This window comes from Streptomyces barringtoniae (assembly GCF_020819595.1).
GTDB classification, from domain to species: Bacteria; Actinomycetota; Actinomycetes; order Streptomycetales; family Streptomycetaceae; genus Streptomyces; species Streptomyces barringtoniae.
The window spans coordinates 38,173-62,114 of record NZ_JAJHNP010000035.1 but is presented as its reverse complement, the minus strand read 5'-3'; the positions used below and the strand labels follow the sequence as shown (position 1 = coordinate 62,114).

The window sequence follows — 23,942 nt, the reverse complement described above, 5'->3', positions numbered from 1 at the left end:
AACCCGGTGCTCCTCCTTGGGCGGAGAGCCGCCCTCCCGCCCCGCCATTCCGGGCGGATGCGGTGGCAGGTGTACCTGTAGAAATGGCGCTGCAGACAGTCGGAAGGAGCCGCCCGGCGGCATCACCGTCGAGCCGGCCGACCACAGGTTCGACAAGACCGACCACCGCGAGCGGCATGCTGATACGAGTGGCTCTGGCGCAGCCATGATCGCTAGCCTCGCCGGATATGAAGCAGCGGCAGCAGAAGAAGCGCTCCCACCGCCTTTTCGGGGCAATCCTGTCAGGTGACGCCAGGAGCGCGGAGGCCCTGCTGCGCGGTGGAGCAAGTCCGGAGCGAAAAGAGCGCCGACGGCACCACTCTGTACCGGGCATCGGTGCAGGGAGAGGCCGAAGTGGCCCGCTTGCTCATGGAGGCCGGGGCTTCCCCTGACGCTGAAAGCAGTGGCCCCGGCTCGGAGGGCACACCGCTGTGCGCGGCTGCTTGCTGGAGGCACACCGCGACGGTCCGGGAACTGTTGGCGCATGGCGCCGATCCCAACCTCCGCGAAGACCACGGCGCAGGCTGGTCCCCGCAGGACTGGGCGGACAATGGCCCCCACCCCGGCACTGCCGAAATCCTCAGGTCAGCAGGAGCGCACCCCACAACGAAAGCCCACCGGATCTCCCCACGGCGGGCGGCGACGTAGGCACGGACCATCCGGTACGAGACGTCGACGGCTTCATGCTCATCCATCAGCCGGTCGTAGATCCGCTTGACCGTGTGCCGCCGCTCCCGCGGCGCGGTCAGGTCCGTCTTCCAGATGGCGTACCCCTCATCGGCGTCTGCCGTGGTCCGTCACGAGGTGACCGAGGCGCGTTCCCGGGCAGCGCGGACGGCGGCGGTGAGGCTGGTGAGGTCGTAGGCGCCGTGGTGTCTGCGGCCGTTGATGAAGAAGGTGGGGGTGCCGGCGACGGTGCTGAGGTCGGCGGATTCGACGTTCTGGGCGATGCGGGCTGCACCGGTGTGGGCGCGCATGTCTCGTTCGAAGCGCTCGGTGTCCAGGCCGATGGCGGCCGCGTGGGTGTGCAGGTCTTCGATGCGGAGGGCTTCTTGATGACTGAGCAGCAGGTCGTGCATGTCCCAGAAGCGGCCCTGGCGTGCGGCTGCTTCGGCAGCTTCGGCGGCGAGTTGGGCGTGGATATGCACGTCGGTCAGGGGCAGGTGGCGCCACACGTAGCGCAGGTCTCCGAAGTCGGCGAGGAGTTCACGGACGACGGGCTCGGCCTGCCCGCAGTACGGGCATTCGTAGTCGCCGTACTCCACAACGGTCACAGAGGCGTGGTGTGGGCCTCGAATGTGATCGCGGTCGGGATCGACAGGCACGGCCAGGTCGGTGATCGTCTCCGCCTTTCCGAACAGGGCCCGGAGCCGCAACGGAGGTGGTAGAAGGCCGATCGCCGCCGTGACGAGCCGGGCTGTCAGGAAGCAGCAGATCAGCGTGGCGAGGATGCCGAGCTTGGCCTCGTCGAGGCGTGCACCGTGGAAGGCGAGGGTCGCGATGAGCAGGGAAACGGTGAACCCTACCCCGCACAGAGCGCCGCCGGCGGTTGCCGCTCCCCAGCCGACCGGGAGGCGCAGCCGCCCGCCGGAGGCGAGCGTGGTGAGCACATAGGCCCCGACGATGCCCAGTGGCTTGCCGAGGACGTAGGCGATGAGAATGCCCAGTGTGACGGGCGAGGTGAAGGCTCGTGCCAATTGGTCGCCGCTGATCTCGATACCGACGTTGGCCAAGGCGAACAGCGGGACGACCAGGTAGCTGGTCCAGGGGTGGTAGAGGCGTTGCAGGCGGTCGTTGGGGGAAATGGCTGAGGCGATACCGGCGCGGACGGACCGCTCCAGCTCTGGGGTCGGCTGCTCACGGAACAGCCGGAACAGGCCGCTCGCGTGTTCCAGGTCGGCGCGCGAGGCAGGGTAGGCATAGGTGAGCAGCCCCAGGGCGAGACCGATCACGACCGGGTCCACACCCGACTCGAGCAGGGCGACCCAGGCGACGGCGCCCAGCAGCGCGTACACGCTGCCGTGGCGTACGCCGAGTCGCAGGCTGAGCAGGACGAGTGCGAGGGTGGCGATGGCGACGACGAGTGCGGGCACGGTGATGCGGTCGCTGTAGGCGAAGGCGATGACGCCGAGGGAAAGGAAGTCATCGACCACGGTCAGGAGGAGGATGAACACCCGCAGCCCCGGCGGCATGCCGCGACCCGCGACGGCCAGCACGCCCAGGGCGAACGCGGTGTCGGTGGACATCGCCGCACCCCAGCCCTGCTCGCTGCCGTGTCCGGCGTTGATGGCGAGGTAGAGGGCGATGGGCACGATCATGCCGCTGAGCCCCGCGACGAGCGGCAGCGCGAGCCGCTTGCGCTCGCGCAGTTCTCCCATGTCGAACTCGCGGCGGGCCTCGAGGCCGACGACGAAGAAGAAGAGCGTCATCAGGCCGCTGTTGACCCACTCGCGCAGGCCGAGCGAGATCCCGTACGTGCCGAGGCGGACAGACAGCCGGGTGTCCCAGAACGATGTGTATGCCGAGGGTGCCGCGTTGGCCCAGACGAGTGCGGCGAGCGCGGCGGCGACCAGGACGGCGGCGCCGCCGGTCTCGGTGCGCAAGAAGGTACGCAGCGGGGAACGCGAGCCGCTGCTGCACAGCGTCTGGCCGGTGTAGGCCTCTGGCTCAGGGGACATGGGTCAGATTCTCGTTCGAGGCCTGACTGACCGGCGTGCGGACGGAAAGCCGGTGCGTCGGCAATGGGTCGTTTCGCAGGCTGTGGGCTCGTGGGTCATGGCAGCGGCGCCGGACAGGTTCACGGGGGCCTCGGCGGCTGGGTCCAGGCGCTGGAGCACGCGGCCCCGCATGCGCCGTACGTCACGCTCCCCGAGCTTTGAGAACGCCGGCGTCGGGAGACGTCGCGAAGGTCTGCAGGTAGTCGATGGCTGACTGCAACGCGTCTTTCAGGGGAGCGATGTCCCGCGCGACCTGGGCGAGGAGCATGCCGCCCTGGAAGGCAGCAAGGAGCAGATTGGCCAGCTGCGTGGGATCCGCCTCAGCGCTGATGCGGCCGAGCTGCTGCATGCGCTCAATTCCCTCGCGGAAGATCCCCCTCCACTGGTCGAACACACTGGCGAGCTCGTCGTGCACGTCGAGGTCCGTCTTGATGATCTCGCTCGCCAGGGAGCCGAGGGTGCAGCCCTCCTGGTAGGCGCGCTCGTAGCCGACGTAGAAATCCGCCCACGCCCGGAGCGCGTCGAGGTTGTCGAAGCCGGCGAATCGCTCGTCGCGGTGGAAGGTGAGGACGCGCTCGGCCTGCCAGGCGATCACGGCAAGGACGAGGCTCTCCTTGGTCGGGAAGTAGTGGTTGAGCTGCGATCCGCTGACGCCGGCGGCGCGGCGGAGCTGCTCGTTGTTCGTCGCGTGGACTCCGTTTGTGTAGATGAGTTCCGCAGCGTGCTCCAGGATGCGGGCCCGTGTGGCCTGCCCCTTTGACGTCAGCTTGTGAGGCACCGGAGCTGCCGTAGTGGTGGTCATGTCCTAACGATACCCCGAATTGGGCTTGACAGCCCAGAAACGGGGGTGTTCACTCTGAGAAGTGGGCCGGACAGCCCAAAAAATGCCGGGGTTCGCAGTTCCAACGGGACTGGACCTCTGAGGCAGCAAGACCGACTGGGCTCGGCGCTGACCGTTCAACTCACCGGAGGCTGATTCGCCATGTCACGACTGAACGTTCCCTCGCCCGACGACGTCCCCGACGGGGCGAAGGTCATCCTCGACAAGGTCGGCGCGCAGTTCGGCTTCGTCCCGAACATGTTCGCGACTCTGGCGTCGAACCCGGCCGTCCTCGACGTCGTCATGACGCTGCAGGGCGGCTTGAGCCAGGTTCTGGACGCGAAGACGCGACACACCATCGCGCTCGCCGTCTCGCAGGCCAACGGCTGCGATTACTGCCTGGCGGTGCACACGTACGTGTCGTCCGAGCTCGGCGGCATGTCGAGCGATGACATCGCCTTGGCTCGGGCCGGGAGCTCGGTCGATCCCCAGCGCGCCGCGGTCGCTCGTTTCGCTCAGCAGGTGGTGGAGAGCCGCGGCCAGGTGAGCGACGCCGACCTCGCGGCTGTGCGAGGCGCCGGGTACACCGACCCGCAGATCCTGGCGATTGTCACGGTGGCGGTGCAGGTCCTGCTGACCAACTTCATCAACAACGTCAACCAGACCGACATCGACATCCCCGCCGTCAGCTCGGCCGGCACGCCCGGCTGATCGCCGGGACCCCGTCAAGGCCGCGCACACGGCCGGCACACCCCTCACCGCAGCACAACGATCATTCGGGAAGGTTCGCTATGCCGGGCTCCGCACTCTATGAGCAGTTCATGGCGCTGCACACCCGCGACGGCGGCCTCGTCATGCCGAACGCATGGGACGGCCTCTCGGCGCTGATGCTGGCCGATGCCGGCTTCGAGGCGATCGCGACGTCATCGACGGCACTCGCCGCCACACTCGGCCGGGCCGACGGGCGTCACGAAGTCACCCGCGACGAGCACCTCGCGCATGCGCGGCTGCTCGGCCGACTCACCGGGCTGCCCGTCAACGGAGACTTCGAGGACGGCTACGGCGACACGCCGGAAGACGTCGCGGCGACCGTGGAAGCCGCCGTCGCCGCCGGCTTGGCCGGCATCGGGATCGAAGACACCTCGGGCGATCCCGATCAACCCATCCGCGGCGTCGACGAAGCAGTCAACCGCATACGCGCCGCCGTCGAGGCGGCCAAGGGGCGCATCGTCGTCACCGGCCGCAGCGACAACTTCCTCCAGGGGCGGCCCGATCTCGACGACACCATCCGGCGTCTGACGGCCTTCGCCGAGGCCGGCGCGGATGTGCTCTACGCCCCTTACCCACCCGACCTCGACGCACTCGCTGCGATCGTCACCGCCGTCGCGCCGGCACCGGTCAACGTCCTCATCTCGCCGGCGGACAAGGTGCTCACCGTCGCTGAACTGCAAAAGGCCGGGGTCAAGCGCATCAGCCTGGGTCCAGCGCTCTACACCCACGCCATGGAGGCACTCCAGCAGGCCACCAAGGCTCTCGTCGCCGGTGACCTCACCACCGCGACGACAGGAATCAGCTTCGAACGCATCAGCGGCCTGCTTGCCCGCGGCACGAACTAGCCCTAACCCGAACCACCGCTTCTCGCCCGCTCATCGCACGAAGAAGGCAGATCGACATGGACCTCGACCAGCTCCTGAGCAAGCACCTCACCAGGTATTTCGACCCCGGCAAGACCATTCCGGAGGAAACCCTTCAGCAGCTGCTGAGGTTCCTGCGCTCCACGCCGTCATCGGTGAACGTACAGCCCAACCACTTCTACGTCCTCGCCACGCCCGAAGGCAAGGAGCGGCTCGCCACCAACCTGGGCGAACGATTCCGGGACAACGCCGAGAAGATCCTGAACGCGTCGCACACCATCATCCTCACCACCCGGGCCGATCTGCCCGACAGCCACCTCGAGGCGGTGTTCGACAAGGAGAGGGCCGACGGCCGGTTCCCTGACGCGGCCAAGCAGGAGCTGTGGGAATCCATGACCCGGGACTTCCTCAGCCTGCGCACCTACGGCTACAAGGACCTGAACCACTGGATGGAGAAGCAGACCTACCTGGCGATGGGTCTGACCATGATGGCGGCCGCCGAGCTCGGCGTCGAGGCCACGCCGCTGGAGGGGTTCGACCCGACCAGTGTCGACAAGGCCTTCAAGATCCGCGAGAGCGGACGCACCACGACGGTGCTGCTGGCCCTCGGCTACCCGGACCCGGAGCGGGTGTACACCACCCCGATCTCGCGTTTCGACGCCGACCAGCTGTTCACCTTCATGTAAAACCCACCCGGAGACCGAAAAAACACCACATATCCGAGGAAGAAGCATTTCGATGAAAGCCATTGTGGTCACCGACCAGGCCGCGGGTACGGCCGGAATGACGCTGACGGAGCGGCCCGAGCCGCTCGCAGCGATCAACGACGTCATCGTTCGGATCCATGCATCGGGCTTCGTCCCGACAGAGATGGAGTGGCCGTCGACCTGGGCCGATCGCGCCGGCCGTGACAAGACACCGTCGATCCCCGGCCACGAGCTGGCCGGAGTGGTCACCGCCCTCGGCTACGGCACGACGGGGCTCTCGATCGGGCAGCGGGTGTTCGGCCTCGCCGACTGGCACCGCGACGGCACCCTCGCCCAGTACGTGGCGATCGAAGCACGCAACCTCGCACCGCTGCCCGGCGACGTCGACTTCACGACAGGCGCCTCCCTGCCCATCTCAGGCCTGACCGCGTGGCAGGGGCTGTTCCAGCACGGCCGCCTCCAGGCCGGCCAGACCGTCCTCTCCCACGGCGCAGCCGGGGCAGTCGGGACGATGGTCACCCAGCTCGCACGTGAAGCCGGCGCCTACGTCATCGGCACCGGACGCGCCGCAGACCGCGAGACGGCACTCGACTTCGGCGCACACGAGTTCGTCGACCTCGACAACGACACCCTGAAAGACATCGGCAGCGTCGACCTGGTCTTCGACGTCATCGGCGGCAACGTCCAAAAGCAGTCCGCCGCCCTGATCAAGGCCGGAGGAACACTGGTGTCCGTCGTCGGCCCGGTCGAAGCACGGCCCACCGACGGCCTGGCCATCGACTTCGTCGTCGAAGCCGACCGCGCCCAACTCGGTGAGATCGTGCAGCGGGTGCGCGACGGACGGCTGCGGACCAACATCGGTGACGTCGCGAGCCTCGACGACGCCGTCAGCGCCCTCAACCCGACCACACGACGCCGCGGCAAGACAGTCATCCGCGTCCTGCCGTAGACGGCCGTGGCCGAGATCAGGACCATGACCCGCCGGTCGGTCGGTGGCCGTCCACTGCCCGCCACCGACCGGCACAAAGGACCCCGAAACGACATACCGGAGTTGATCACCTTGGACGGACAGGAGCTGCAGAAGATCGCACGGGACCACACCGCAGAACTGCCCGGCACCGACCAGGAGCATCGCTTCGGCCCCGACTGGGAGCTCCACAAGGTAGGCGGCAAGGTCTTCATGCTCATGACCGACATGCCCGGACGCCCCGTCGTGATCCTCAAAGCCGACCCGGACGACGCCACAGCCCTGCAGAAGCAGTACGCAGACATCACCCCCGGCTACCACATGAACAAAAGACACTGGATCACCATGGAAGGCGGAGACACCATCGACGCCAAGCTGGTCAAGGAACTCGTCACCGACTCCTACCGTCTCGTGGCCGGCGCGCTTCCCAAGGCCAAGCAACCCATGGATCCACACACCCACAACCGCCACGCCTGACCCCCGCCACGCCCGCCCTGCGACGCAGCATCGCAGCAGTCATCTGGAGCCTTTCATGGGCGTGTTCGTCACCGGCGCCAGCGGCAGCATCGGCTCGGTTGTCGTTCCCGAGCTCATCGCCGCCGGTCACGAGGTCCTCGGCCTCGTCCGCTCCGATACCGCGGCTACGGCCGTCGCCGCCGGCGGGACGCCGCTCCGCGGCGACCTCACCGCCCTCGACAGCCTCCGCGCCGGAGCCGCGCAGGCCGACGGTGTCATCAACCTCGCCTTCAGCAACGACTGGAACAACCTGGAACAGGGCATCGACGAGGAACAGCGCGCCGTGCAGACCCTCGCGGCCGCACTCGCAGGCAGCGGCAAGCCGTTCGTACACGCCGGCCTCACGCCGATGTCGCCAGGCCACACCTCCACCGAGGACGACCCCGACACCACCGACGGTCCGGTCGGCGGCCGCGGCCGCACGTCCGAGATGGTGCTGACTCTGGCCGACCAGGGCATCCGCTCCTCTGTCGTGCGGCTGCCGCGCTCCGTGCACCAGCGCGGGTCGCAATAGGGCTTCTGCTCCGTCCTCATCGCCGCCGCGCAGAAAACCGGCGTGTCAACATACGTCGGCGACGGCACACAGCGATGGCCAGCAGTCAACCGGCTCGACGCCGCCCGGCTGTTCCGCATCGCACTCAAGGACGCCGCACCGGGCACGGTCCTGCACGCGGTAGCCGACGAGGGCGACACCACGAGGACCCTGGCCGAGGCTATCGGCGGCGTTCTCGCGGTGCCCGTCGAGTCGGTACCGCCTGAGCGCTTCGGCGTCATCGGCCGCCTGTTCGCCCTCGACATGCCGTCGTCCAGTGCACTGACCCGGGAACGGTTCGGCTGGCAGCCCACCCAAGCCTGATCGACGACCTCGCTGCCGGCGACTATCCCGCCCTGGGCTGAAATCCTCGGGATGCCGCCGGAGCCGGACAGAGTGAGTGACTACTGGCCTTCCCCGTACACCGCGCCTTCCGTGCCTCCGTCCGGGTGCTCGGCGAAGGCGTCAACATCGCCGGCAAGCGCGGCGTTGAGGCGGCGTGTCTCGCCGACACCCGCGGCTCCCAGGCCGAAATCGCGCAGAACATTGACCTGCCCCTGCGCCCGAACCGCGAAGGTGCGGCCACGACCGTCAGAACCCTCGTGCCCGTCCTCCTACAGCCCGGCGAGGCCTTTCTCGTCTGGGGTGAGTATGGAGCGCGGGCGCGGGCCGGTCTCGGCTTGCTGCCGCGTACGACTCGCTCTTTGGGATGGTCCCCTGCCTGGGAGCAGGGTTTGCGTCGCGAACGCTACCCGTGACGAAGCGTCACCGGCGCACGGTGGCATGCGCCTGCTTCACGGAAATCTTGCCGGGGCCAGCGAAAGACGTACTCCGACACGCCACCGCTCCTTCCACTCCGCTTCGTCTGCTCCGCACGCCCGGGCATAGGCCAGCGCGACGTCCAAAGACGGCAACTGCTCCCCAGTAGCCGCTCGCGACAGCGTTGCTACCGAATAGCCCGCGCGCTGCGCCATGATCCTGTAAGCCAGACCTCCGGCTTCCTGCCGTAGCTTGCGTAACTCGCAAGCGAACGACTGAACCGGGCCTGCACTCGGATCCAGTTGGCGTTCACGACGACCCATCCCCGCCTCGCCTCCCCCGCCGGTACAACGCGGCCGACATCAACCTACGCGTGGCCGTGAAGCCGCTACAACCATGCTGACCTGCGACTTTCGGTCAATCCACCGAAGTCGAAGCTCCTTGCGGATTTTGTTGCACGCCATGGAACGGGGGTGCGCAACAACGCGCCGGCTCGGAAACCTGGTGTGTGGCCGGCGCCGGACAGCGTATCGACGGGGGAGCGCCGGCTGCTCCGGCCGTTCATCACGTCAGGGCCACCTCGTGCCCCTGACACAGAACAAGAGAGGTACTTGTGAAACTGGTTGATACCAAACCGAGGCTGCTGCTCATAGCAGCGATGGCAGTCCTCGCCTTGGTCTTCAGCATGCAGACCAGCGCCCCGGCCCGAGCGGCTGGGCTCTCCTTCGCCGCTCAAGCCGAGCGGGCGGGACTGAACTCCCAGCAAGCAAAGGCCCTCCAGTCGAAGGTCGACCGCTACCTGAAGACCATGGGCGGCAGCCAGGTCTCGGCCAATGAGATCGACTTCAAGGGCGGGAAGCTGACCGTCGCCCTCCCCGGAGAAGCGCACCCGCGTGACTTCACCTCCGGAGCAGGGAGGCTGGCAGCCACCGACCACTGCGCGCACTACTACGACGCCAACGGCTACTTCTGCGCCTACGAGGGCTCGAACTTCACTGGCGACGAACTGCAGTGGAGCGCCTGCGGCGTGATCAAAAACATCAACTTCCACCACGGGGGGTCATGGCGCAACAACCAGACCAGGGACCAGGTGGCGACCATGTACGACAAGGACTGGAACGTACTGAAATCCTCGCTCGCCCCTGAGAAGGACGCCAACGGCGACTGGTACCACGTGTGGCACATGCAGTTGTGCTGACCTGCCCGCGACAAGGCCGCAGCCGGCGCTGACACCCAACCCGGCCGCCTGCTACCCCTGCCATTCGCTCACCGGGGCCACGCAGTCGTGCGTGGCCCTCAGCGTGCCCGTGCGCTAAAGGGCATTCGCTGGGGCGGGCGCCCCTCGCCGCCACAGCCTGAGCACGTGGGGGGAACCCGCCGTGCCCGGATGTGGGGATCAGACAGCGGCCAGGCTCTTCGCCATGACCCGCTCCCTGCCCACGCCATCGGGCAGAAGATCGCCGGGCTCACCCGTGTCCGTGAAACCGTGCCGCTCATAGAGTGCGGTCGCCTTGTGGTTGTCCGGCATGACGGACAACCGCAGCGTCGTGGCACCGCGCTTTGCCGCCCACCGCTCGACCGCCTGGATCAGGTAGTCACCCACGCCCTTGCCTCGAGCCGTGGGGTTGACCCACATCGAGATCAACTCCACGTTCTCCGCTCCCTCGCCCGGCACTCCGCTGGCCATGCCCACCGGGAGGCCGTCGAGGAGCGCGATGAGATCGTGCGCGCCAGGAATCGACAGACGGGCACGCCAGCGTTCCTCTCGGTCGCCGGAGCCCTGCCACTGGGCCAGCGTCGATCCGAACGCGTAGGGCGCCTCAGCAAGCGCGGCCAGTCGCAACTCCCGCCAAAGGGGCCAGTCGTCTGCTTCCAAGGTGCGTAGTTCAAGCATGATCCAGACCCTGCCCGCCCGAGGGGACGGGCAGCAAGTTGATTACAACCATGCAATCGAGGTCGTTCAGCCCTGCGACCAGCCGAAACCGGCGAGCGGTGGTGCCCCGTGTGCCCGCAGACCACGAGACCTCGGTGAACCTATCCGGTCACGGCACGAGTCACGCCCGTCGTCGCTGGGATACGCCGTCCAGAAGGGCCGTGACCAGGTCAAGCTGCTGGTTGCCGTGGAACAGAGCCACTGTCTCCGAAGCCGTCCTGTCCCCACGCTCCCTGCCGACCCACTGGAGAAAATTGTTGCCTCCTTCGCTCCGTGCGGCGAAGGGTTCTTCGCCAAGGTGGCCGCCAGCTCAACGATGGCTTCTGGCAGCGACTGCTTGACCTCTTCGCTCATCACGACGGCACTCGTCAGGGAAGCCTGCCTGCCCTCTTCCCTCATCGCGATCAGGAGATGGGCGAGCTTCTCGTGCGGCCAGGTGAAGACCACATGCTCCAGGAGCGGGTCCACTGCATTATAACGCGTGTATTCCTTTAGCTTCCTGATCGTTGCGGGGATGTCCGAAGGATCCAGCGTGGTGTTCGCCGCGTCTCGGCCCCGGGCCTGTTCGGCTGCCTCGTACAGGTCGAGCAGGGTTGCGTCGAGCCCCTGGGAAACGATGAGGTAGCCGATCACGTCCATCCCGGGCATCGCCTGGCCGATCGGCGGAACGCTGACCAGCGTGAAGGTGGTGCAGCGCCGTGTCGGTCCGGACGGCGCTGGTCCCCTGCTCCAGCGGGACGAACGAGCACGGCGCTACCGCATCGACGACACGCTCGCGGCCGGCTCACGCGTGCCTTCGCCACGGCCGATGCCCGCCCCGACCTCCTGCGCGACGAACCGTCCGGAGCGGCCACCTGATCTGCTTCCGGTCAGCAGGCCTGTGCTGCCGCTCAGTTGGTGTGGGCGATCGCATCGAGCCGCCGGTCCAGGCGCGCCAGGTCGGGATGGGCAAGAAGTTCCTCGAGAACGCACTGGACCGTTTATGAGAATCGGGGCAGGGGGCCGATTCGACCGTCAGTCCGTTGCTCACTGGGAGAAGATCGTCTGCCTGGCCTTTCCCGGCGGTTGCTGACAGATGAGGGGTGGCCCGGCCACGTGGCCGGGCCACCCCTTCGGGCTTTGCAGCTGTCAGGCGGGCTGCGCGGCGGGCGCTGGGGCGGGGGCCTTGTGGGCCTTGCCGGTCTCGCGGAGGGTCAGCAGGCCGGTGATCGCGATCAGCGCAGAGGTCAGGCCGTGGATGCCGTACGCAGCGGCGATGGAGCCGTGGTGGGCCAAGACGTTGATCATGTCGCCGAACGGGGCGACGGCCTCCATCAGCAGAACCCAGCCCAGGGCGCGGCGGTGGCCCGTCACCAGCAGGATGCCAATGACCAGGCCCATCGAGAATTCGCGGGTGCCCTTCATGATGAGGAAGCCGTCGCCGTTGCCGGCGGGCCAGTTCGGCAGGCCAACGCCTTGTGTGGATGCCTCCGGGGCCAGGATGAAGGACAGCCCGAGGTAGAGAGCGAACAGGGCGCAGGCGGTGGCCAGGACGGTATTGACGTTCTTCAGCGACATGGTGCTTCTCCTTCGATGTTCAGCCTGGGATGGGGCAGGGTTCAGCGGCGGGGTAGCTGGGGCGGCCGATGACATGCAAGATGGCGGGCACTGGCGTGGCTGACTGGGCATCGCCGCATCGCCCGCGACTACGAATGCGATGCCGCCACCACCAGCGCAGCCGTGATCCGCTGGGCCGCCGTCGGACTCACGATCCGGCGCCGCCCGGGGTGAGGAGCTCCATGAGATGTCCGTCAGGGTCGTGGAAGTAGGTGCCCCTGCGGCCCTCGGTGCGCTTACTGCGATAGATCTGTCCGATCTCTCGGCATGCGGGATCGCCGTAATGGGTGATTCCACTGTGCTGGATGCGGGCGAGTGCGGCGTCGAATTCCTGCTCGCTGACCATGAACGCGTAGTGGTGCGGCTCGAAGTCGTCCATCTGGTCGTAGTCCAGGCTGACTTGGTTGGCCAGCGTGACCGGCGTGAAGTGCGCCACCGGCGGATCGACACTCAGGCCGAGGATGTCGGCCAGGAACTGCGCCGAGGCTTGCGGGTCACGGGTGGGGACGATGGTGTGATTCAGTTCCACGGCCATTGGGACTTCTTGTCAGGGACGGGCTGTGCGTGGTGGGTTGGTCGGCGGTCTCGGCGACCCCGTGGCATGGTGGGGATGCGTGACTGCCTAGGGGGGTGCTGGGTTCCTCCGGCTGCCTCCCCTGGCCACAGCTGCCGCGTCATACGTCGATCTGCTCGAAGATGTGCGGGTACGACACGATGTCGTCAGGGAAATCGGCCGCCATGCGCTGAAACTCCGGGCTGCCGAACGCCGTGGCGAGTGCCTCAGTCGACTCCCAGACAGCGACGTTCATCAGCAGCCGGCTGTCCGCCGTCCCCTTGTGCATCTGCAGGGAGACGAATCCCGGCTGAGCCTTCATGAACTCGGCCTGCCGCCGGAAGAGGGGCAGGAACGACGCGTACCTCTCCTTCGGGACGACGAAGGTGTTGGCCAGGACGATGGGCCCGGTCTTCTCCTGGAACTGCGCGAACATCGGCGTGTGCGGGTCGAGACTCTGGAGCTTGGCCATTTCGGGTACGTCCTCTCGCTATCGGTTGTCCGCTCAGAGGTATCGCGATCTTGACAACACATGTTGGCAACACGCGTTGGCAACATGTGTTGGCAAACGTAAGGGCACGACCCTGGACTGTCAACAGGCGTTGGCCTACATTCGTAGGCATGACCGGCACCACGGAGAACCAGCAGGCCGTACGGCGTTCCGACGCAACCCGCGCCGCGATCCTCACCGCGGCTCGCGAGCGGTTCGCGGCGGACGGCTACGAGAAGGCGACCATCCGGGCCATCGCGCGCGACGCGAAGATCGACCCATCGATGGTGATGCGCTACTACGACAGCAAGGCGGGCCTGTTCGCAGCTGCCGTCGCGATCGACCCCGGACTGCCCGACCTGCCCGTCGAACCGCGCGAGGCGATCGGCCGTACGCTGGTGAGCCACTTCCTCACCCTGTGGGAGGAGAACGGGGAGCTCACCGCACTGATGCGGGTCGGGGCCACCGATCCGGCCGCCGCCGATCGCATGCAGAGCGTGCTGCGCGAGCAGTTGATCCCGCTGGCCCGCCAGGTGGGTCCCGATCCGGAGCAGGCACCGGCGCGGGCGGCACTGTGCGCCTCGACAGTGCTGGGGCTCGCGCTGACGCGCTACGTGCTGCGGTTCCCGGCGAGCGTGGCGCTCGACCGCGACGAGATCGTGGACTGGCTCGGACCCACGGTCCAGCGGTATCTCACCGCGCCCACGCCTTGAAGAACGCGTCGAGGGCACCCACCGTGATAAGGATCTCGGGAAACGGCCAAGGTCACCGCCCCACTTGGTCCGGAGCTCAACGGAGTAGGGCAGCTTCAGCCGGCATCGCGCGTGGTGTCGGCTGTATACCCGGTGTGGCTGGCCTGGGTCGGCTACCGGGCCGGGCATCGCCTGCCCGAGGGTGACACGGCGAGGTGGGCGCCGGTGGTACTGCTGCCCCCAGCCGCTGTGGTGTTCTGCGTGACGGCTGGCTGGACCTGGTGGGCGAGCATGGTGGAGCGCTTCGGCTCGCCGCTGCGGGAGCCGTGGGTGCTGGCGGCCCTGACGTTCACCGCCGTGGCGTCCGTGTTCTGCGGCGTGGCCGGGGCGGACGAACCGTCGGCGTCGGTCGGCCTGCTGTCGGGCCTCGTGGGCTTCGCCGGGGGGGTGCCGATCGCTTCCAGCGAGTGTCTGGTTCTGCGGCCGGCCGAAACGCCGGAAGATCGCCCCCGCCGGGCCGTGCTCCTTCAGCGACCGTCGGTGTCGGGTGGTGGCCGTCTCCGCGCTACCTGATTCCAGGCTCGGCGCCTCGAAGAAGACCTGTCCACACTCGCCTCCGATCAGGCCCTCACTCGCTCTGCGTACCCGTGGCAAACGCCTGCACGCCGAGCGGCTGTGGGCCGGACCGGGCATTGTCCCCGCCCATCCGGGCGATGCGTGGGCCGCAGCCACCGCGGCCACCACCGACGAGGGCATCCGTTGTTCCGGCCGTGGGTGCGCTGGCAAGAAGTCGGCGCACGAAGGCAGGGCCAAGGGGGCAACGGACACGCAGGGCCGATGGTCCTTCGCCAGGTACAGACAGGAGAAGGCACAGGGTGATGAGGGCGGATCGGGCACTGTGGCGCTGGTGGGTAAGAGCGACGACGGTGATCGCGAGTGCGGGGGCAGTGGCGGTCGGTCTCGTCGGCACCAGTCCCGTCGCCGTTGCCCAGCCCACCATGGTGGACTGCGACTCCAACCCCGGCGCCCTGCAGCCTGCGCTCATCTCCGCCGCCCCAGGGGCGACGCTGGTTCGATGCGGCTCCGAGGCCGATCCGTCTTACCGCGGACGGCCGCGAGCAGCCGACCTTCATCCCGGGCGACGTCGCTCTGCCGCCGTTTCCGCGCTGGGTGATGACCGAGACCGCATCGAGATCGGTGGGAAGCCTGTTGAGGCGCCTGCACGACGCCAGCGCGGCCATCGTGGTTGACGCCTGCGCTGAGTGGCCCCGATCCCTGGCCGACCCGGCGGGAGGAACGATGCTGTGCCACAACGATGTGTGCCCGGAAAACGTCGTCTTCCGCAACGGCCGTGCCACAGCACTGATCGATTTCGACCTGGCGGCCCCCGGCCGAGCAGTATGGGACGTTGCCATGACCGCCCGCTACTGGGTTCCCATGCTTGATCCTACGTCCGCGGCAGTTCTCTATCCCGCGGGCTGGATGCTCCGGCACGACTGCGGATCCTCGCCGACGGCTACGGTCTCTCCCCGCAGGAGCGCGGTGAATTGCCTGGCGTTATCGAGCAAGCCACCGCATCCTGCCGGGCCTTCGTCGCTGATCGAGTGGCCGACGGTGACCCCGTCTACACCCAGGCGCTGTCCCGAGCACGGTGGTTGGCAGCGTTGGGACCGCATCCAGCAGTGGCTGGTGGCTCACCACGAGATGTTCACGGCTGCCCTGTTGGGGTGACTGGCTAAGAGGTTAAAGAACAAGGTCAGAGCCTGTGAACAAACCCCAGTGCCCAGATCACTCCGTTATGGGCAGGCACTCGGCGAGCAGGTCGACGACGTCCCGCCAAGCTCGCTGCGCGTGCTGAGGGTGATAACCGACCCCGGGACGCACGATGTGGTCGACCGGTGGGTGATGGAAGGCGTGCAAGGCGCCGCCGTAGACCACGAGGCGCCAGTCGACGCCCGCAGCCTGCATCTCGGCGGTGAATGCGTCCCGTTGCGCGGGCGGCATGATCGGGTCTTCCGACCCGACCCCGGCCCACACCGGGCAGTGAATGCGCGCCGTCTCGCCTGGTCGGCCGGTGGTCAGTCCGTTGACTGTCGCGATCGCGCGCAGGTCGACGCCGTCGCGCCCGAGTTCCAGCGCGATTGCGCCCCCGGTGCCGTAGCCGACGGCGGCGATCCGGTCCGGGGCGGTCCGCGGCTCGGCGCGGAGCACGTCGAGCGCCACGTGGCCGATGCCTCGCATCCGGTCGGGGTCGGCGAGCAGCGGCATGCAACGGGCCAACATCTCCTCAGGGTCGCCCAAATAGCGCCCGCCGTGGAGGTCGAAGGCCAGCGCCACGTATCCCAGCTCGGCGAGCACATCGGCCCGGCGGCGCTCGACGTCGCTGAGCCCCACCCCCTCGGGCCCGACCAGGACCGCGGGCCGGCGGTCGACACCGGCCGGGAGAGCGAGGTGCCCGATCATCGTCAAGCCGTCGGCCGCGTATTCGATCGTGCGCGTTGTAACCGTCGTCATGAGCCTGGACTGTAGTGATCGTCGAGCCTGGTCGGGCCGGTGTTCTGCCGCTGGCAGAAGGCAGGTCTCCGGCGTATTCCGGAACCACCCGTCAGCGGTTCAGCTCAGCTTGTTGTTTAACCTCGCACGTCATCCGACCTGCTGAGATCTCCCGTTTCCGGGAGCACGTGACACGGCCGTCCTCCACGCTTCGAGATGTCGAGTAACGGAGTGTGAAGGAACGGCCGCTAAAGATGAGTGTTTCTCCGGATCCCCCCGCCGTCGAGGCATTGGCCGCCTTGTCCCGCTGTCGGGTTGAGTTCTATGAGTCCCTGTATTCACGCTCGGACGCGCTCTTCGAGCTGACCGACGCGATGCTGTGCACGGACGGCCCGGTGAAGTCGCTGGTCGAGCTGACGCTGGCGGTCGAGCACCGGCGCGGGCATGGTGCGATGTATGCCGCACTGGATAAGGGGTGGTTGCAGCCGCGTCGCCTGCGCCGCGCCCTGGCCGACCTCCCGCTGCCGGGCGCCGCCGATGGGCGGATCGTGCTCGCGGCGGACGTGTGCAACTGGCTGCGCCCGGACGCCCCAACCAGCCCCGACCGCCTCTTCTGCCACGTCTACGGACGCGGCGGCCGCTCCAGCGACCAGTCCGTGCCCGGCTGGCCGTACTCCTTCGTCGCCGCCCTGGAGACCGGCCGCACCTCCTGGTGCGCCCTGCTCGATGCCGTGCGCCTGGGTCCGACCGACGACGCGATCGCTGTGACCGCGGCCCAACTACGCGACGTGGTCCGGCGGTTGATCGCTTCCGGGCAGTGGCAGCCGGGAAGCAAGGCGATCCTGATCGTACTGGACGCCGGCTACGACGCTCCCCGCCTCGCCGACGCGCTGTGCGAGCTGCCGGTGGAGGTGATGGCCCGACTACGCTCGGACCGGGTGATGTACCAGGACGCAGGCCCCGCGCGCTCCACTCCCCGGGGCGGGCGCCCTCGCAAGCACGGGGCGAAGTTCACCCTCGCCCAGCCCGACACTTGGCACCGCTCCGACCACGTCACCACCTGCGACACCGCCCGTTATGGCCGGCCCGAGGCGCGCGCCTGGGACCGCATGCACCCCAAGCTGCAGGCCCGCAGTTCCTGGCTCGATCACGAGGGCGAACTGCCAACGCAGCACGGCACATTGATCCGCCTCGAGGTGGAGCGCCTGCCCGGCTAGCGTGAGGCGAAACCGGTATGGCTGTGGACCTCAGCCACCGGCCTCGCCGCTGACCAGGTGGACGTGCGCTGGTAAGCGTTCCTCCGTAGGTTCGATCTGGAGCACACCTTCCGGTTCCTCAAGCAGACCCTCGGGTGGACCCGCCCGATGGTCCGCCACCCCGACACCGCGGACCTGTGGACCTGGCTGGTGATCGCCGCCCACACCCAGCTCCGCCTCGCCCGACCCCTCGCCGAGGACCTGCGCCGCCCCTGGGAACGGCCCGTCGAGCCCCGCCGACTCACACCCGCCCGGGTCCGCCGGGGGTTCCGTCACCTCCGCGCGAAGACCACCCGTCCAGCGGGCGGGCCGAAACCCGCCCGGCCGGGCCCCGGACGCCCACTCGGCTCGAAAAACCGCAGGCCAGCACCACGGCACGAGCCTGGGAAGACCGTGAAACGAACCGAAACCCTCACCGAGCACGTCCGCTTGAAACAGCAGCGAGGTTAAACAACAAGCTGAGTGTGTGGGCGGGGCCGGAAGGCCCGGAGCAGGGCTGGTGCTCTGTGGGAGCGCCGACGCCTGATGCCGATCTCGAATTTTGGCTCTGGCCGCAGTTCCGTGAATCCCATCGCCGTGGACGGCCCGGCCGTTGTGCTCTGGGCCGCGTCATGAATGATCACCCCATGGGCTCGATGCAACCGGATGTGACGTGGCCGTTCACCGGCGGCGCCTTTCCTCATGATCGACTGGCCATCGTGCAGCGGACGGTGGTCGACGGTAGCCACCCGGCGCTGATGGTGATCCATGATGATGAGCAAGACTGGCTTTTCGCTGACGGGCTTCATGATCCGAACGCGGACGGAGCGTCGATCGTCTGCCATCTAGATCACGTACTCAGCCTCGACCCATCTGTCGCGGCTTTGGCCAGCCTTCCGCCTAGCCATATTGCTGAGCGGGTCTCTCGGGACGAGCCGTGGTCTATTCGTTCGTGGACCTACAAGGACGACACGTCGTCCTGGCCTCGGCGCCATCCTGGGTGAGGATCCGGGTCCGGAGAAGTCGAACGAGGCTCCCCATACATTGCTCTCTCGAACGCTTTCACCCTGTTCACGTGTCCCCGACGACCCCGGAGCTCCAGGACAGGGTGGTCCAGCGGTGACGGCGTCGAGGTCCTGCACCTTGACCGGCGTTGCCGGTACGGATCCCCGCCTCATCGTCGCGGGCGGCGGAGGCCACCGGCGGAGCCGCCGGCGTCGTCGGAGAACCCGGCGGTGACAGACAGGGCAGCGGCATGGGCGGTGGCGGCGGAACCCAGATCACCGGCGGTGCGGGTGGAGCCTCCTGCCCCATGGGCGGGACAGCCGGCGCCGCCGGAGCAGCCGGTGCCGGCGGCAGCGGAGGAGGAGCCTTCGGGGCCGGTGGCGGCGGAGGTGGCTGGTTCGGTGGTGGCGGAGGCGGAGGCTGCAACGCCATCACCGGCGGCCCCACTCCCAGTCAGGGGCCGGGTGGCGGCGGCGGTGGGTCGAACCTCGTCCCGTCGGGTGGTACGTCCGGGGCCGCGGCGGGAGCGGCCCAGGTGACCATCACCTATCAGGCCCCCCGACCTGTGCGACCGCCACGCCCACCATCATCGGCACCAACGGCAACGACGTCCTGACCGGTACCCCGGGCGACGATGTGATCTTCGCACTCGCCGGGAACGACATGGTCGACGGCCGAGGCGGCAACGACCCGATCTGCGGCGGCGGCGGCAACGACTCCCTGTCCGACGGCAACGGCAACGACCGCATCGAGGGCGGCAACGGCAACGACTCCCTCACCGGCGGAAACGGCGACGACAACCTCATCGGCGACTCCGGCAACGACTCCCTGTCCGACGGCAACGGCAACGACACTCTCAACGGCGGCGCCGATACCAACACCAACGACGGCGGATCCGGCCGCAACACCTGCGCCAACCCCTCCCCCGGATCCGGTTGCAACTAACCCCACCGGCCAACCCTCACCCGATCGACGATCACCAGATACGGGCCCCGGCACGTCTCTCGTCCCAGCGGCGACCGAGGCGTGGGGCCCGTTTCAGCGCTCCGCGACGCGGCTCCCCAGCCCGCAGTGGCGAAGTCCCGAGCCGCACCGGTGACGCCTGACCTTAGGTCTACGAACGCGTGCTCGGTCCCGAGCACCCCTCCGTCAGCCACTACAGCGCGACACTGGCACGCTACCGGACCGGAGACGCCGCCCCCTGATCACTCTTGCCGGGCCCGCGGTCAGCTGTCAGACAGAACCGCACCAGCGGGATCAAATACTGCACCCGCGAATGCGCCCGCGCCCAGGCCCAGCGCGAACACCGCCGACGCCGCAAGCAAGCAGCCCCCAACCAGGCCACCCCCTGATCTTTGACCCGCCCACCACGCTCTCGGCCGCCGCAGGAGCCAAAGTCCACTCCCCAGGATCACTCTCATGCCTCCGGGGGACCGGCGTGCTGGTCACCAGAACGCGTGTGGACACCAGTCGGTCGGGCGCGTCCTCTGTCTGCATCGCCGTCGCCTGATTTCCTTGCGATGGCCGCACGGACCGTATGCGGCTGGCCCCCGCTCCGAGGAGAACGATGTCCCGTCTTCCGCGCCCGAGACGCCTGCGGCTGGCCGGCGCCACCGCTGCCTGCATGCTCGCGCTGGCCGCCTGCGGCACGCTCACCACCGACCGCGCCGACACACAAGACGACAAGCGACTGCCCACTCAGCCACCGCTCACCACCACCGCCGAAGACTGGCAGGACGTGGCCGCCGTCCTCGGCCGCACCGGCACCCTGTCCGACCACAGCGTCTACCGCATCCCACTGCCCCGCACGGACCTCACCGTCACCTCACACCATGTCGTCGTCAGTCCCGGACTGGCACTGACCGGCTCCGCCAGCTTTGCCCGCTACCACGACGGAACCATGCTCATGGGCGACCTGGTCATCACCGAACGCGAGCTGCCCGAGGTCACCGACGCCCTCCAGAAGGCCGGCATCGCACAGACCGCACTGCACAAACACCTCCTCACCCAACACCCGGCCGTCTGGTGGACGCACATCCACGCCATGGGCAACCCGGTCACCCTGGCCAAGGGCGTGAAGGCGGCCCTGGACACCACCGGCATCCCACCCGCCTCCCCACCACCCGCCTCCCAGCAGCCCCTCGCCCTGGACACCGCCGACATCGACGCCGCGCTCGGTACCAAGGGCACCGCGGACGGCGGCATCTACCGCTTCATCTTCGCCCGCACCCAACCCGTCACCGACGGCCGGCACATCCTGCCCCACACCCTCGGCATCGCTACCGCGATCGGCTTCCAGCCCCTCGGCGACAACCGGGCCGCGATCAACGGCGACTTCGTACTGACCGCAGACGAGACCCAGAACGTCATCCGGGCCCTGCGTAGCGGCGGCATCGACCTCGTCGAACTCCACAACCACGGCCAGGACGAACAACCCCGCCTGTTCTACCTGCACTTCTGGGCCACCGGCGACGGCGTCACCCTGGCCAGCGCCCTGCGCCCCGCCCTGGACAGAACCGCCGTGGCACCCGCCTCCTGACCCCGCGGCCACCGGGGACGCGGTGGCGCGTACGCCACGCGCGGTGAAGCCGCCGGTCAAGGTCTCTGCACGGGCCGAGCAGGCACTGCGGGAGGCTATGGGGCGACTTTTTTCCGGCCAACCGGCCCGTACCGGCAGCAAGTTGACAAAGAACAACTTCTGGCGGGAGGCCGGCGTCAGCCGAGCCACCATGAACCGCGCCACCGACGTGCTCGCTGACTGGGACGACCACATCGGCCAGAGCCCGGCAAGTCTCCATGACCAACGGCAAACTCAGGAGACGCTGACCTTCGCCGCCACCTCAAGAACAACCGGCAAGAGCGACAGCAACTCCAGGACCAGGTCGACGCAGCCGCTACCGTCATCGCCGCCTTCGCGGAGAACACAGCCCTTCGCCAGCAGGCCACCAAACAATCGGCCGTCATCATCCCCTTAGACCGCGCCCACTTCGCTTCTGAGTGAAGACCCCTTGGCCCTACGAGCCGTACGCGCTTGTTTGTCAGCCATCAGCGACACCTCAACGCGCGAACTCGGGGACCTTCTGTGGGCAACGTGCGCATTGTCCGAAGCGGTGACAGGAAGTTGGGAAGGACACTCAGCGTCATACCCGCTGCACCAATCCACAAAGTGCCTGCCGCTCCGAACACAGAGCCCGAGGCTCCACCCAAAAGCCCACCGAGAGGAACGCCACCCCAGGAAACAAACCGAGCTGTTGCGCTCATCCGACCCAGAAGCCGATCCGGCGTCAGCGCCTGCTGGAAGCTTGACTGAGCCACCACGCGGACGACTCCACCCAGTGACAGAGCCGCGAGTCCGATCGCAGCCACATACACGCTCCAACCCGCTCGCGCCAACGGCATGAGCGCGCTCAACGGACAGCTGACCAGCGACGCCAGCCAGATGACCGGACCTTGCCCGACCCGCTTGGAGACCCTGGTTGCCACCAGTGCGCCCAGCAAGGCACCACAACCCATCCCCGAGAAAATGAGGCCGATACCAAAGGATTGGAGACAAATCTTCCGCTCCAAAAAGACCAGCAACATGGTCTGATACATGACCAGGAAAAGGTTGAATACCGCATCCCCCAGCATGATCGCACGGAGGGTAGGGTACTTGACGACGAACTTCAGCCCCTCCTTGATCTCGCGAGCCAATTGAGGGTGTTCACTCGACTCAGGCTTTTCCTCGCGTTTCCGGATAGTAATCGCGAGCAGCCCCGACATAGCCATCCCGACCGAACTCACCAAAAGCGTGGCAGGAGCTCCAACCAGGCCGACCAGCGGCCCGGCCACCGTCGGCCCGCTGATACTGGTCACCGAGCGGATGGCCGAAAGCCTTGAGTTTCCTTCCACGAGATTGCTGCGTCCCACCAAGTGCGGGAGATAGCTGACGTATGCAACATCGAAGAAGACCGTCAAGACTCCATGGACCAAGGAGACTGCATAGAGCCACCAGATGGTGAGAAGGCCCGTCCACCAAGCCACCGGAATCGTCGAGAGGAACACCGCGCGAGCGAGATCAGTGCTGATCATCACCGATCGCTTCCGCATGCGGTCCACCCACGCGCCTGCCGGCAACCCGACCAGGAGCGATCCTCCCGAAGTCATCGCGGTCAGTAAGCCCACCTGGAACTCGTCGGCACGTAATGCCGCGATGGCAACCAGAGGCAAGGCAAGAAAGATGATGCGGTCGCCTAGCTGTCCGAGCGCAGTGGCAGCAAACAATCGCCCGAAGTCCCGATTACGCAAGAGGCCGAGTCGGGAGGATTTTGCCATGGAATACCCTACTGTCGAATTTTCGATGTCCCTCTAAATGGCTTCAATGACTACGGTCGGTCGACTCCGAACTCGTAGACCACTTCCCGGCGCATGTCCGGAATGACCATGTCGGCCGTTTCCACCGGGCGTCCGTCCGTGTCGAAGATGGTCCGCTCGATCTGCAGCACGAGGTCCCCCACGCTGATTCCCAAAAGGTTCGCCTGCACCTGGGTGGCACGAGCCGGGCGCGGCACCTCGACCACAGTCGAGATGCCCACGCCAATGGAACGCATGCGCTCGACCACCCCCTTACCCGCCAGGGGACCCTTCTCGGGCAGCACAATTGGCGTTCCATCCGTGATAGCCATCGGCTCCCAGGATTCGGAAAGCTGGACAGGTTGCCCGTCGGCGAGGAACTCGTAATGCGTATTGACACAGGGGTCCCCGGGGCTGATGGCGAGCCGCTCGGCGATTGGCTCGGGTGCGGGGACGCGCACCTGGCTGTGTGAATCCCAGGCGTCGGCCCTGCCCCGCTCCCTCCTGTCCCGCCAGGGAGGAGAGCCCTCCCGGCGTTCGCGGTGCCGCGAGCGGACCAGCCGCAGGCGCTCTCGCGGCATGCGGACGTAGGTGCCAGAGCCGGCGTGTCCTTCGAGGAGACCGTCGATGATCAAACGGTCCATGGCCCTCTGCATGACGTTGCGTCCGACCCCGTACTCCACGGCAAGCCGTGCCCGGGACGGCAGGCGCTCCCCGATCTCCCACTCTCCCGCGAGAATCCGTGCGCGCAGCACGTCGGCTACTGCAAGGTACGGCGCCTCACGGGGCATGGATGATCCTCCGGTTGTCCTGCTCTACGGCAGCTGGTCATTCCCAGGGGGTGTTGGCAAGTTACTGCACCATGAAAAAGCTGCTGGAGTAGAAATACGCTCCGAGCTCATGCGCCTACGGAGGTGGTCGG

At 67.5% G+C, this 23,942-nt stretch carries 23 protein-coding genes and 5 pseudogenes; 17 read left to right on the top strand and 11 right to left on the bottom strand.

The window, feature by feature from the left end; genetic code table 11:
- Positions 1 to 227 precede the first annotated feature (227 nt).
- Positions 228 to 687 (top strand): annotated as a pseudogene (locus LMU33_RS39005) (ankyrin repeat domain-containing protein).
- A gap of 149 nt (positions 688 to 836) precedes the next feature.
- Here LMU33_RS39005 and nhaA read toward each other — a convergent pair.
- Both nhaA and LMU33_RS38995 read right to left on the bottom strand, forming a co-directional pair.
- Complete coding sequence (gene nhaA / locus LMU33_RS39000) at positions 837 to 2,717, bottom strand: Na+/H+ antiporter NhaA (protein WP_228626552.1); 1,881 nt, start codon at positions 2,715 to 2,717, stop codon at positions 837 to 839.
- A 181-nt stretch (positions 2,718 to 2,898) separates the two neighbouring features.
- Positions 2,899 to 3,558: a TetR/AcrR family transcriptional regulator gene (locus LMU33_RS38995; protein ID WP_228626550.1), complete on the bottom strand. Its 660-nt coding sequence runs from the start codon at positions 3,556 to 3,558 to the stop codon at positions 2,899 to 2,901.
- 180 nt (positions 3,559 to 3,738) lie between these two features.
- On the opposite strand from LMU33_RS38995, the gene LMU33_RS38990 reads away from it, so the two are divergent.
- From LMU33_RS38990 to LMU33_RS38960, 8 genes and pseudogenes are all read left to right on the top strand, one after another.
- Entirely contained in the window at positions 3,739 to 4,287 is a 549-nt protein-coding gene (locus tag LMU33_RS38990; RefSeq protein ID WP_228626548.1) for a carboxymuconolactone decarboxylase family protein, read from the top strand.
- Between the two features lie 110 nt (positions 4,288 to 4,397).
- Positions 4,398 to 5,192, top strand: coding sequence for an isocitrate lyase/PEP mutase family protein (locus LMU33_RS38985; RefSeq protein ID WP_249814892.1), 795 nt, complete (start codon positions 4,398 to 4,400; stop codon positions 5,190 to 5,192).
- A 56-nt stretch (positions 5,193 to 5,248) separates the two neighbouring features.
- Positions 5,249 to 5,896 (top strand): nitroreductase family protein, encoded by a 648-nt coding sequence (locus LMU33_RS38980; protein WP_228626545.1) that lies wholly within the window; start codon positions 5,249 to 5,251, stop codon positions 5,894 to 5,896.
- A 52-nt stretch (positions 5,897 to 5,948) separates the two neighbouring features.
- On the top strand, positions 5,949 to 6,866 hold the full coding sequence (locus tag LMU33_RS38975) for an NADP-dependent oxidoreductase (RefSeq protein ID WP_228626543.1): 918 nt from the start codon (positions 5,949 to 5,951) through the stop codon (positions 6,864 to 6,866).
- Between the two features lie 111 nt (positions 6,867 to 6,977).
- Complete coding sequence (locus LMU33_RS38970) at positions 6,978 to 7,361, top strand: MmcQ/YjbR family DNA-binding protein (protein WP_228626541.1); 384 nt, start codon at positions 6,978 to 6,980, stop codon at positions 7,359 to 7,361.
- Positions 7,362 to 7,416: 55 nt separating this feature from the next.
- Positions 7,417 to 7,914, top strand: a complete 498-nt coding sequence (locus LMU33_RS41815) for an NAD-dependent epimerase/dehydratase family protein (RefSeq protein WP_308280846.1) — start codon at positions 7,417 to 7,419, stop codon at positions 7,912 to 7,914.
- 42 nt (positions 7,915 to 7,956) lie between these two features.
- The gene (locus tag LMU33_RS41810) at positions 7,957 to 8,256 is read left to right on the top strand and encodes a Rossmann-fold NAD(P)-binding domain-containing protein (protein WP_308280845.1); all 300 of its coding nucleotides are present in this window, start codon (positions 7,957 to 7,959) and stop codon (positions 8,254 to 8,256) included.
- 95 nt (positions 8,257 to 8,351) lie between these two features.
- Positions 8,352 to 8,561: pseudogene (locus LMU33_RS38960) on the top strand (hypothetical protein); the annotation flags it as partial.
- 204 nt (positions 8,562 to 8,765) lie between these two features.
- On the opposite strand, the pseudogene LMU33_RS38955 reads toward LMU33_RS38960, so the two are convergent.
- Positions 8,766 to 9,014, bottom strand: a pseudogene (locus LMU33_RS38955) (helix-turn-helix domain-containing protein); the annotation flags it as partial.
- 335 nt (positions 9,015 to 9,349) lie between these two features.
- Here LMU33_RS38955 and LMU33_RS38950 point away from each other — a divergent pair.
- The gene (locus LMU33_RS38950) at positions 9,350 to 9,889 is read left to right on the top strand and encodes a peptidase inhibitor family I36 protein (protein ID WP_228626539.1); all 540 of its coding nucleotides are present in this window, start codon (positions 9,350 to 9,352) and stop codon (positions 9,887 to 9,889) included.
- A gap of 198 nt (positions 9,890 to 10,087) precedes the next feature.
- On the opposite strand, the gene LMU33_RS38945 is transcribed toward LMU33_RS38950, so the two are convergent.
- The 5 genes from LMU33_RS38945 to LMU33_RS38925 form a co-directional block, all read right to left on the bottom strand.
- Positions 10,088 to 10,585, bottom strand: coding sequence for a GNAT family N-acetyltransferase (locus tag LMU33_RS38945; protein WP_228626536.1), 498 nt, complete (start codon positions 10,583 to 10,585; stop codon positions 10,088 to 10,090).
- Between the two features lie 66 nt (positions 10,586 to 10,651).
- Positions 10,652 to 11,263, bottom strand: coding sequence for a hypothetical protein (locus LMU33_RS38940; RefSeq protein WP_228626533.1), 612 nt, complete (start codon positions 11,261 to 11,263; stop codon positions 10,652 to 10,654).
- Positions 11,264 to 11,752: 489 nt separating this feature from the next.
- Complete coding sequence (locus LMU33_RS38935) at positions 11,753 to 12,181, bottom strand: DUF4267 domain-containing protein (RefSeq protein WP_228626531.1); 429 nt, start codon at positions 12,179 to 12,181, stop codon at positions 11,753 to 11,755.
- 187 nt (positions 12,182 to 12,368) lie between these two features.
- Positions 12,369 to 12,755, bottom strand: coding sequence for a VOC family protein (locus LMU33_RS38930; RefSeq protein ID WP_228626529.1), 387 nt, complete (start codon positions 12,753 to 12,755; stop codon positions 12,369 to 12,371).
- 139 nt (positions 12,756 to 12,894) lie between these two features.
- On the bottom strand, positions 12,895 to 13,245 hold the full coding sequence (locus LMU33_RS38925) for an antibiotic biosynthesis monooxygenase family protein (RefSeq protein WP_228626527.1): 351 nt from the start codon (positions 13,243 to 13,245) through the stop codon (positions 12,895 to 12,897).
- 149 nt (positions 13,246 to 13,394) lie between these two features.
- On the opposite strand from LMU33_RS38925, the gene LMU33_RS38920 reads away from it, so the two are divergent.
- The 3 genes and pseudogenes from LMU33_RS38920 to LMU33_RS38910 form a co-directional block, all read left to right on the top strand.
- Positions 13,395 to 13,976, top strand: coding sequence for a TetR/AcrR family transcriptional regulator (locus tag LMU33_RS38920; protein ID WP_228626526.1), 582 nt, complete (start codon positions 13,395 to 13,397; stop codon positions 13,974 to 13,976).
- A 204-nt stretch (positions 13,977 to 14,180) separates the two neighbouring features.
- Positions 14,181 to 14,528 (top strand): hypothetical protein, encoded by a 348-nt coding sequence (locus tag LMU33_RS38915; RefSeq protein ID WP_228626524.1) that lies wholly within the window; start codon positions 14,181 to 14,183, stop codon positions 14,526 to 14,528.
- Between the two features lie 498 nt (positions 14,529 to 15,026).
- A pseudogene (locus LMU33_RS38910) lies at positions 15,027 to 15,686 on the top strand (phosphotransferase); the annotation flags it as partial.
- Between the two features lie 57 nt (positions 15,687 to 15,743).
- Here LMU33_RS38910 and LMU33_RS38905 read toward each other — a convergent pair.
- The gene (locus LMU33_RS38905) at positions 15,744 to 16,469 is read right to left on the bottom strand and encodes a dienelactone hydrolase family protein (RefSeq protein WP_228626522.1); all 726 of its coding nucleotides are present in this window, start codon (positions 16,467 to 16,469) and stop codon (positions 15,744 to 15,746) included.
- A gap of 233 nt (positions 16,470 to 16,702) precedes the next feature.
- Between LMU33_RS38905 and LMU33_RS38900 the strand changes: the two are divergent.
- The 4 genes and pseudogenes from LMU33_RS38900 (at position 16,703) to LMU33_RS38885 (ending at position 21,227) form a co-directional block, all read left to right on the top strand.
- A pseudogene (locus LMU33_RS38900) lies at positions 16,703 to 18,154 on the top strand (NF041680 family putative transposase).
- A 176-nt stretch (positions 18,155 to 18,330) separates the two neighbouring features.
- Complete coding sequence (locus tag LMU33_RS38895; RefSeq protein WP_228626520.1) at positions 18,331 to 18,687, top strand: hypothetical protein; 357 nt, start codon at positions 18,331 to 18,333, stop codon at positions 18,685 to 18,687.
- A gap of 301 nt (positions 18,688 to 18,988) precedes the next feature.
- Positions 18,989 to 19,633: a calcium-binding protein gene (locus tag LMU33_RS41560; protein ID WP_308280847.1), complete on the top strand. Its 645-nt coding sequence runs from the start codon at positions 18,989 to 18,991 to the stop codon at positions 19,631 to 19,633.
- Between the two features lie 622 nt (positions 19,634 to 20,255).
- The gene (locus tag LMU33_RS38885; RefSeq protein WP_228626518.1) at positions 20,256 to 21,227 is read left to right on the top strand and encodes a DUF1259 domain-containing protein; all 972 of its coding nucleotides are present in this window, start codon (positions 20,256 to 20,258) and stop codon (positions 21,225 to 21,227) included.
- Positions 21,228 to 21,733: 506 nt separating this feature from the next.
- Here the strand turns inward: LMU33_RS38885 and LMU33_RS38880 are convergent.
- A complete protein-coding gene (locus tag LMU33_RS38880; RefSeq protein WP_228626516.1) occupies positions 21,734 to 23,002 on the bottom strand; it encodes an MFS transporter in 1,269 nt (422 codons plus the stop codon).
- Between the two features lie 50 nt (positions 23,003 to 23,052).
- Positions 23,053 to 23,811: a GntR family transcriptional regulator gene (locus LMU33_RS38875; protein WP_228626514.1), complete on the bottom strand. Its 759-nt coding sequence runs from the start codon at positions 23,809 to 23,811 to the stop codon at positions 23,053 to 23,055.
- Positions 23,812 to 23,942 lie beyond the last annotated feature (131 nt).

Bases quoted from the DNA above. Each gene is read 5' to 3' on its own strand.
- nhaA (WP_228626552.1), bottom strand. From the start codon at position 2,717: ATGTCCCCTGAGCCAGAGGCCTACACCGGCCAGACGCTGTGCAGCAGC.
- LMU33_RS38995 (WP_228626550.1), bottom strand. From the start codon at position 3,558: ATGACCACCACTACGGCAGCTCCGGTGCCTCACAAGCTGACGTCAAAG.
- LMU33_RS38990 (WP_228626548.1), top strand. From the start codon at position 3,739: ATGTCACGACTGAACGTTCCCTCGCCCGACGACGTCCCCGACGGGGCG.
- LMU33_RS38985 (WP_249814892.1), top strand. From the start codon at position 4,398: ATGGCGCTGCACACCCGCGACGGCGGCCTCGTCATGCCGAACGCATGG.
- LMU33_RS38980 (WP_228626545.1), top strand. From the start codon at position 5,249: ATGGACCTCGACCAGCTCCTGAGCAAGCACCTCACCAGGTATTTCGAC.
- LMU33_RS38975 (WP_228626543.1), top strand. From the start codon at position 5,949: ATGAAAGCCATTGTGGTCACCGACCAGGCCGCGGGTACGGCCGGAATG.
- LMU33_RS41815 (WP_308280846.1), top strand. From the start codon at position 7,417: ATGGGCGTGTTCGTCACCGGCGCCAGCGGCAGCATCGGCTCGGTTGTC.
- LMU33_RS38950 (WP_228626539.1), top strand. From the start codon at position 9,350: ATGGCAGTCCTCGCCTTGGTCTTCAGCATGCAGACCAGCGCCCCGGCC.
- LMU33_RS38945 (WP_228626536.1), bottom strand. From the start codon at position 10,585: ATGCTTGAACTACGCACCTTGGAAGCAGACGACTGGCCCCTTTGGCGG.
- LMU33_RS38940 (WP_228626533.1), bottom strand. From the start codon at position 11,263: ATGGACGTGATCGGCTACCTCATCGTTTCCCAGGGGCTCGACGCAACC.
- LMU33_RS38935 (WP_228626531.1), bottom strand. From the start codon at position 12,181: ATGTCGCTGAAGAACGTCAATACCGTCCTGGCCACCGCCTGCGCCCTG.
- LMU33_RS38930 (WP_228626529.1), bottom strand. From the start codon at position 12,755: ATGGCCGTGGAACTGAATCACACCATCGTCCCCACCCGTGACCCGCAA.
- LMU33_RS38925 (WP_228626527.1), bottom strand. From the start codon at position 13,245: ATGGCCAAGCTCCAGAGTCTCGACCCGCACACGCCGATGTTCGCGCAG.
- LMU33_RS38920 (WP_228626526.1), top strand. From the start codon at position 13,395: ATGACCGGCACCACGGAGAACCAGCAGGCCGTACGGCGTTCCGACGCA.
- LMU33_RS38905 (WP_228626522.1), bottom strand. From the start codon at position 16,469: ATGACGACGGTTACAACGCGCACGATCGAATACGCGGCCGACGGCTTG.
- LMU33_RS38895 (WP_228626520.1), top strand. From the start codon at position 18,331: ATGGGCTCGATGCAACCGGATGTGACGTGGCCGTTCACCGGCGGCGCC.
- LMU33_RS38885 (WP_228626518.1), top strand. From the start codon at position 20,256: ATGTCCCGTCTTCCGCGCCCGAGACGCCTGCGGCTGGCCGGCGCCACC.
- LMU33_RS38880 (WP_228626516.1), bottom strand. From the start codon at position 23,002: ATGGCAAAATCCTCCCGACTCGGCCTCTTGCGTAATCGGGACTTCGGG.
- LMU33_RS38875 (WP_228626514.1), bottom strand. From the start codon at position 23,811: ATGCCCCGTGAGGCGCCGTACCTTGCAGTAGCCGACGTGCTGCGCGCA.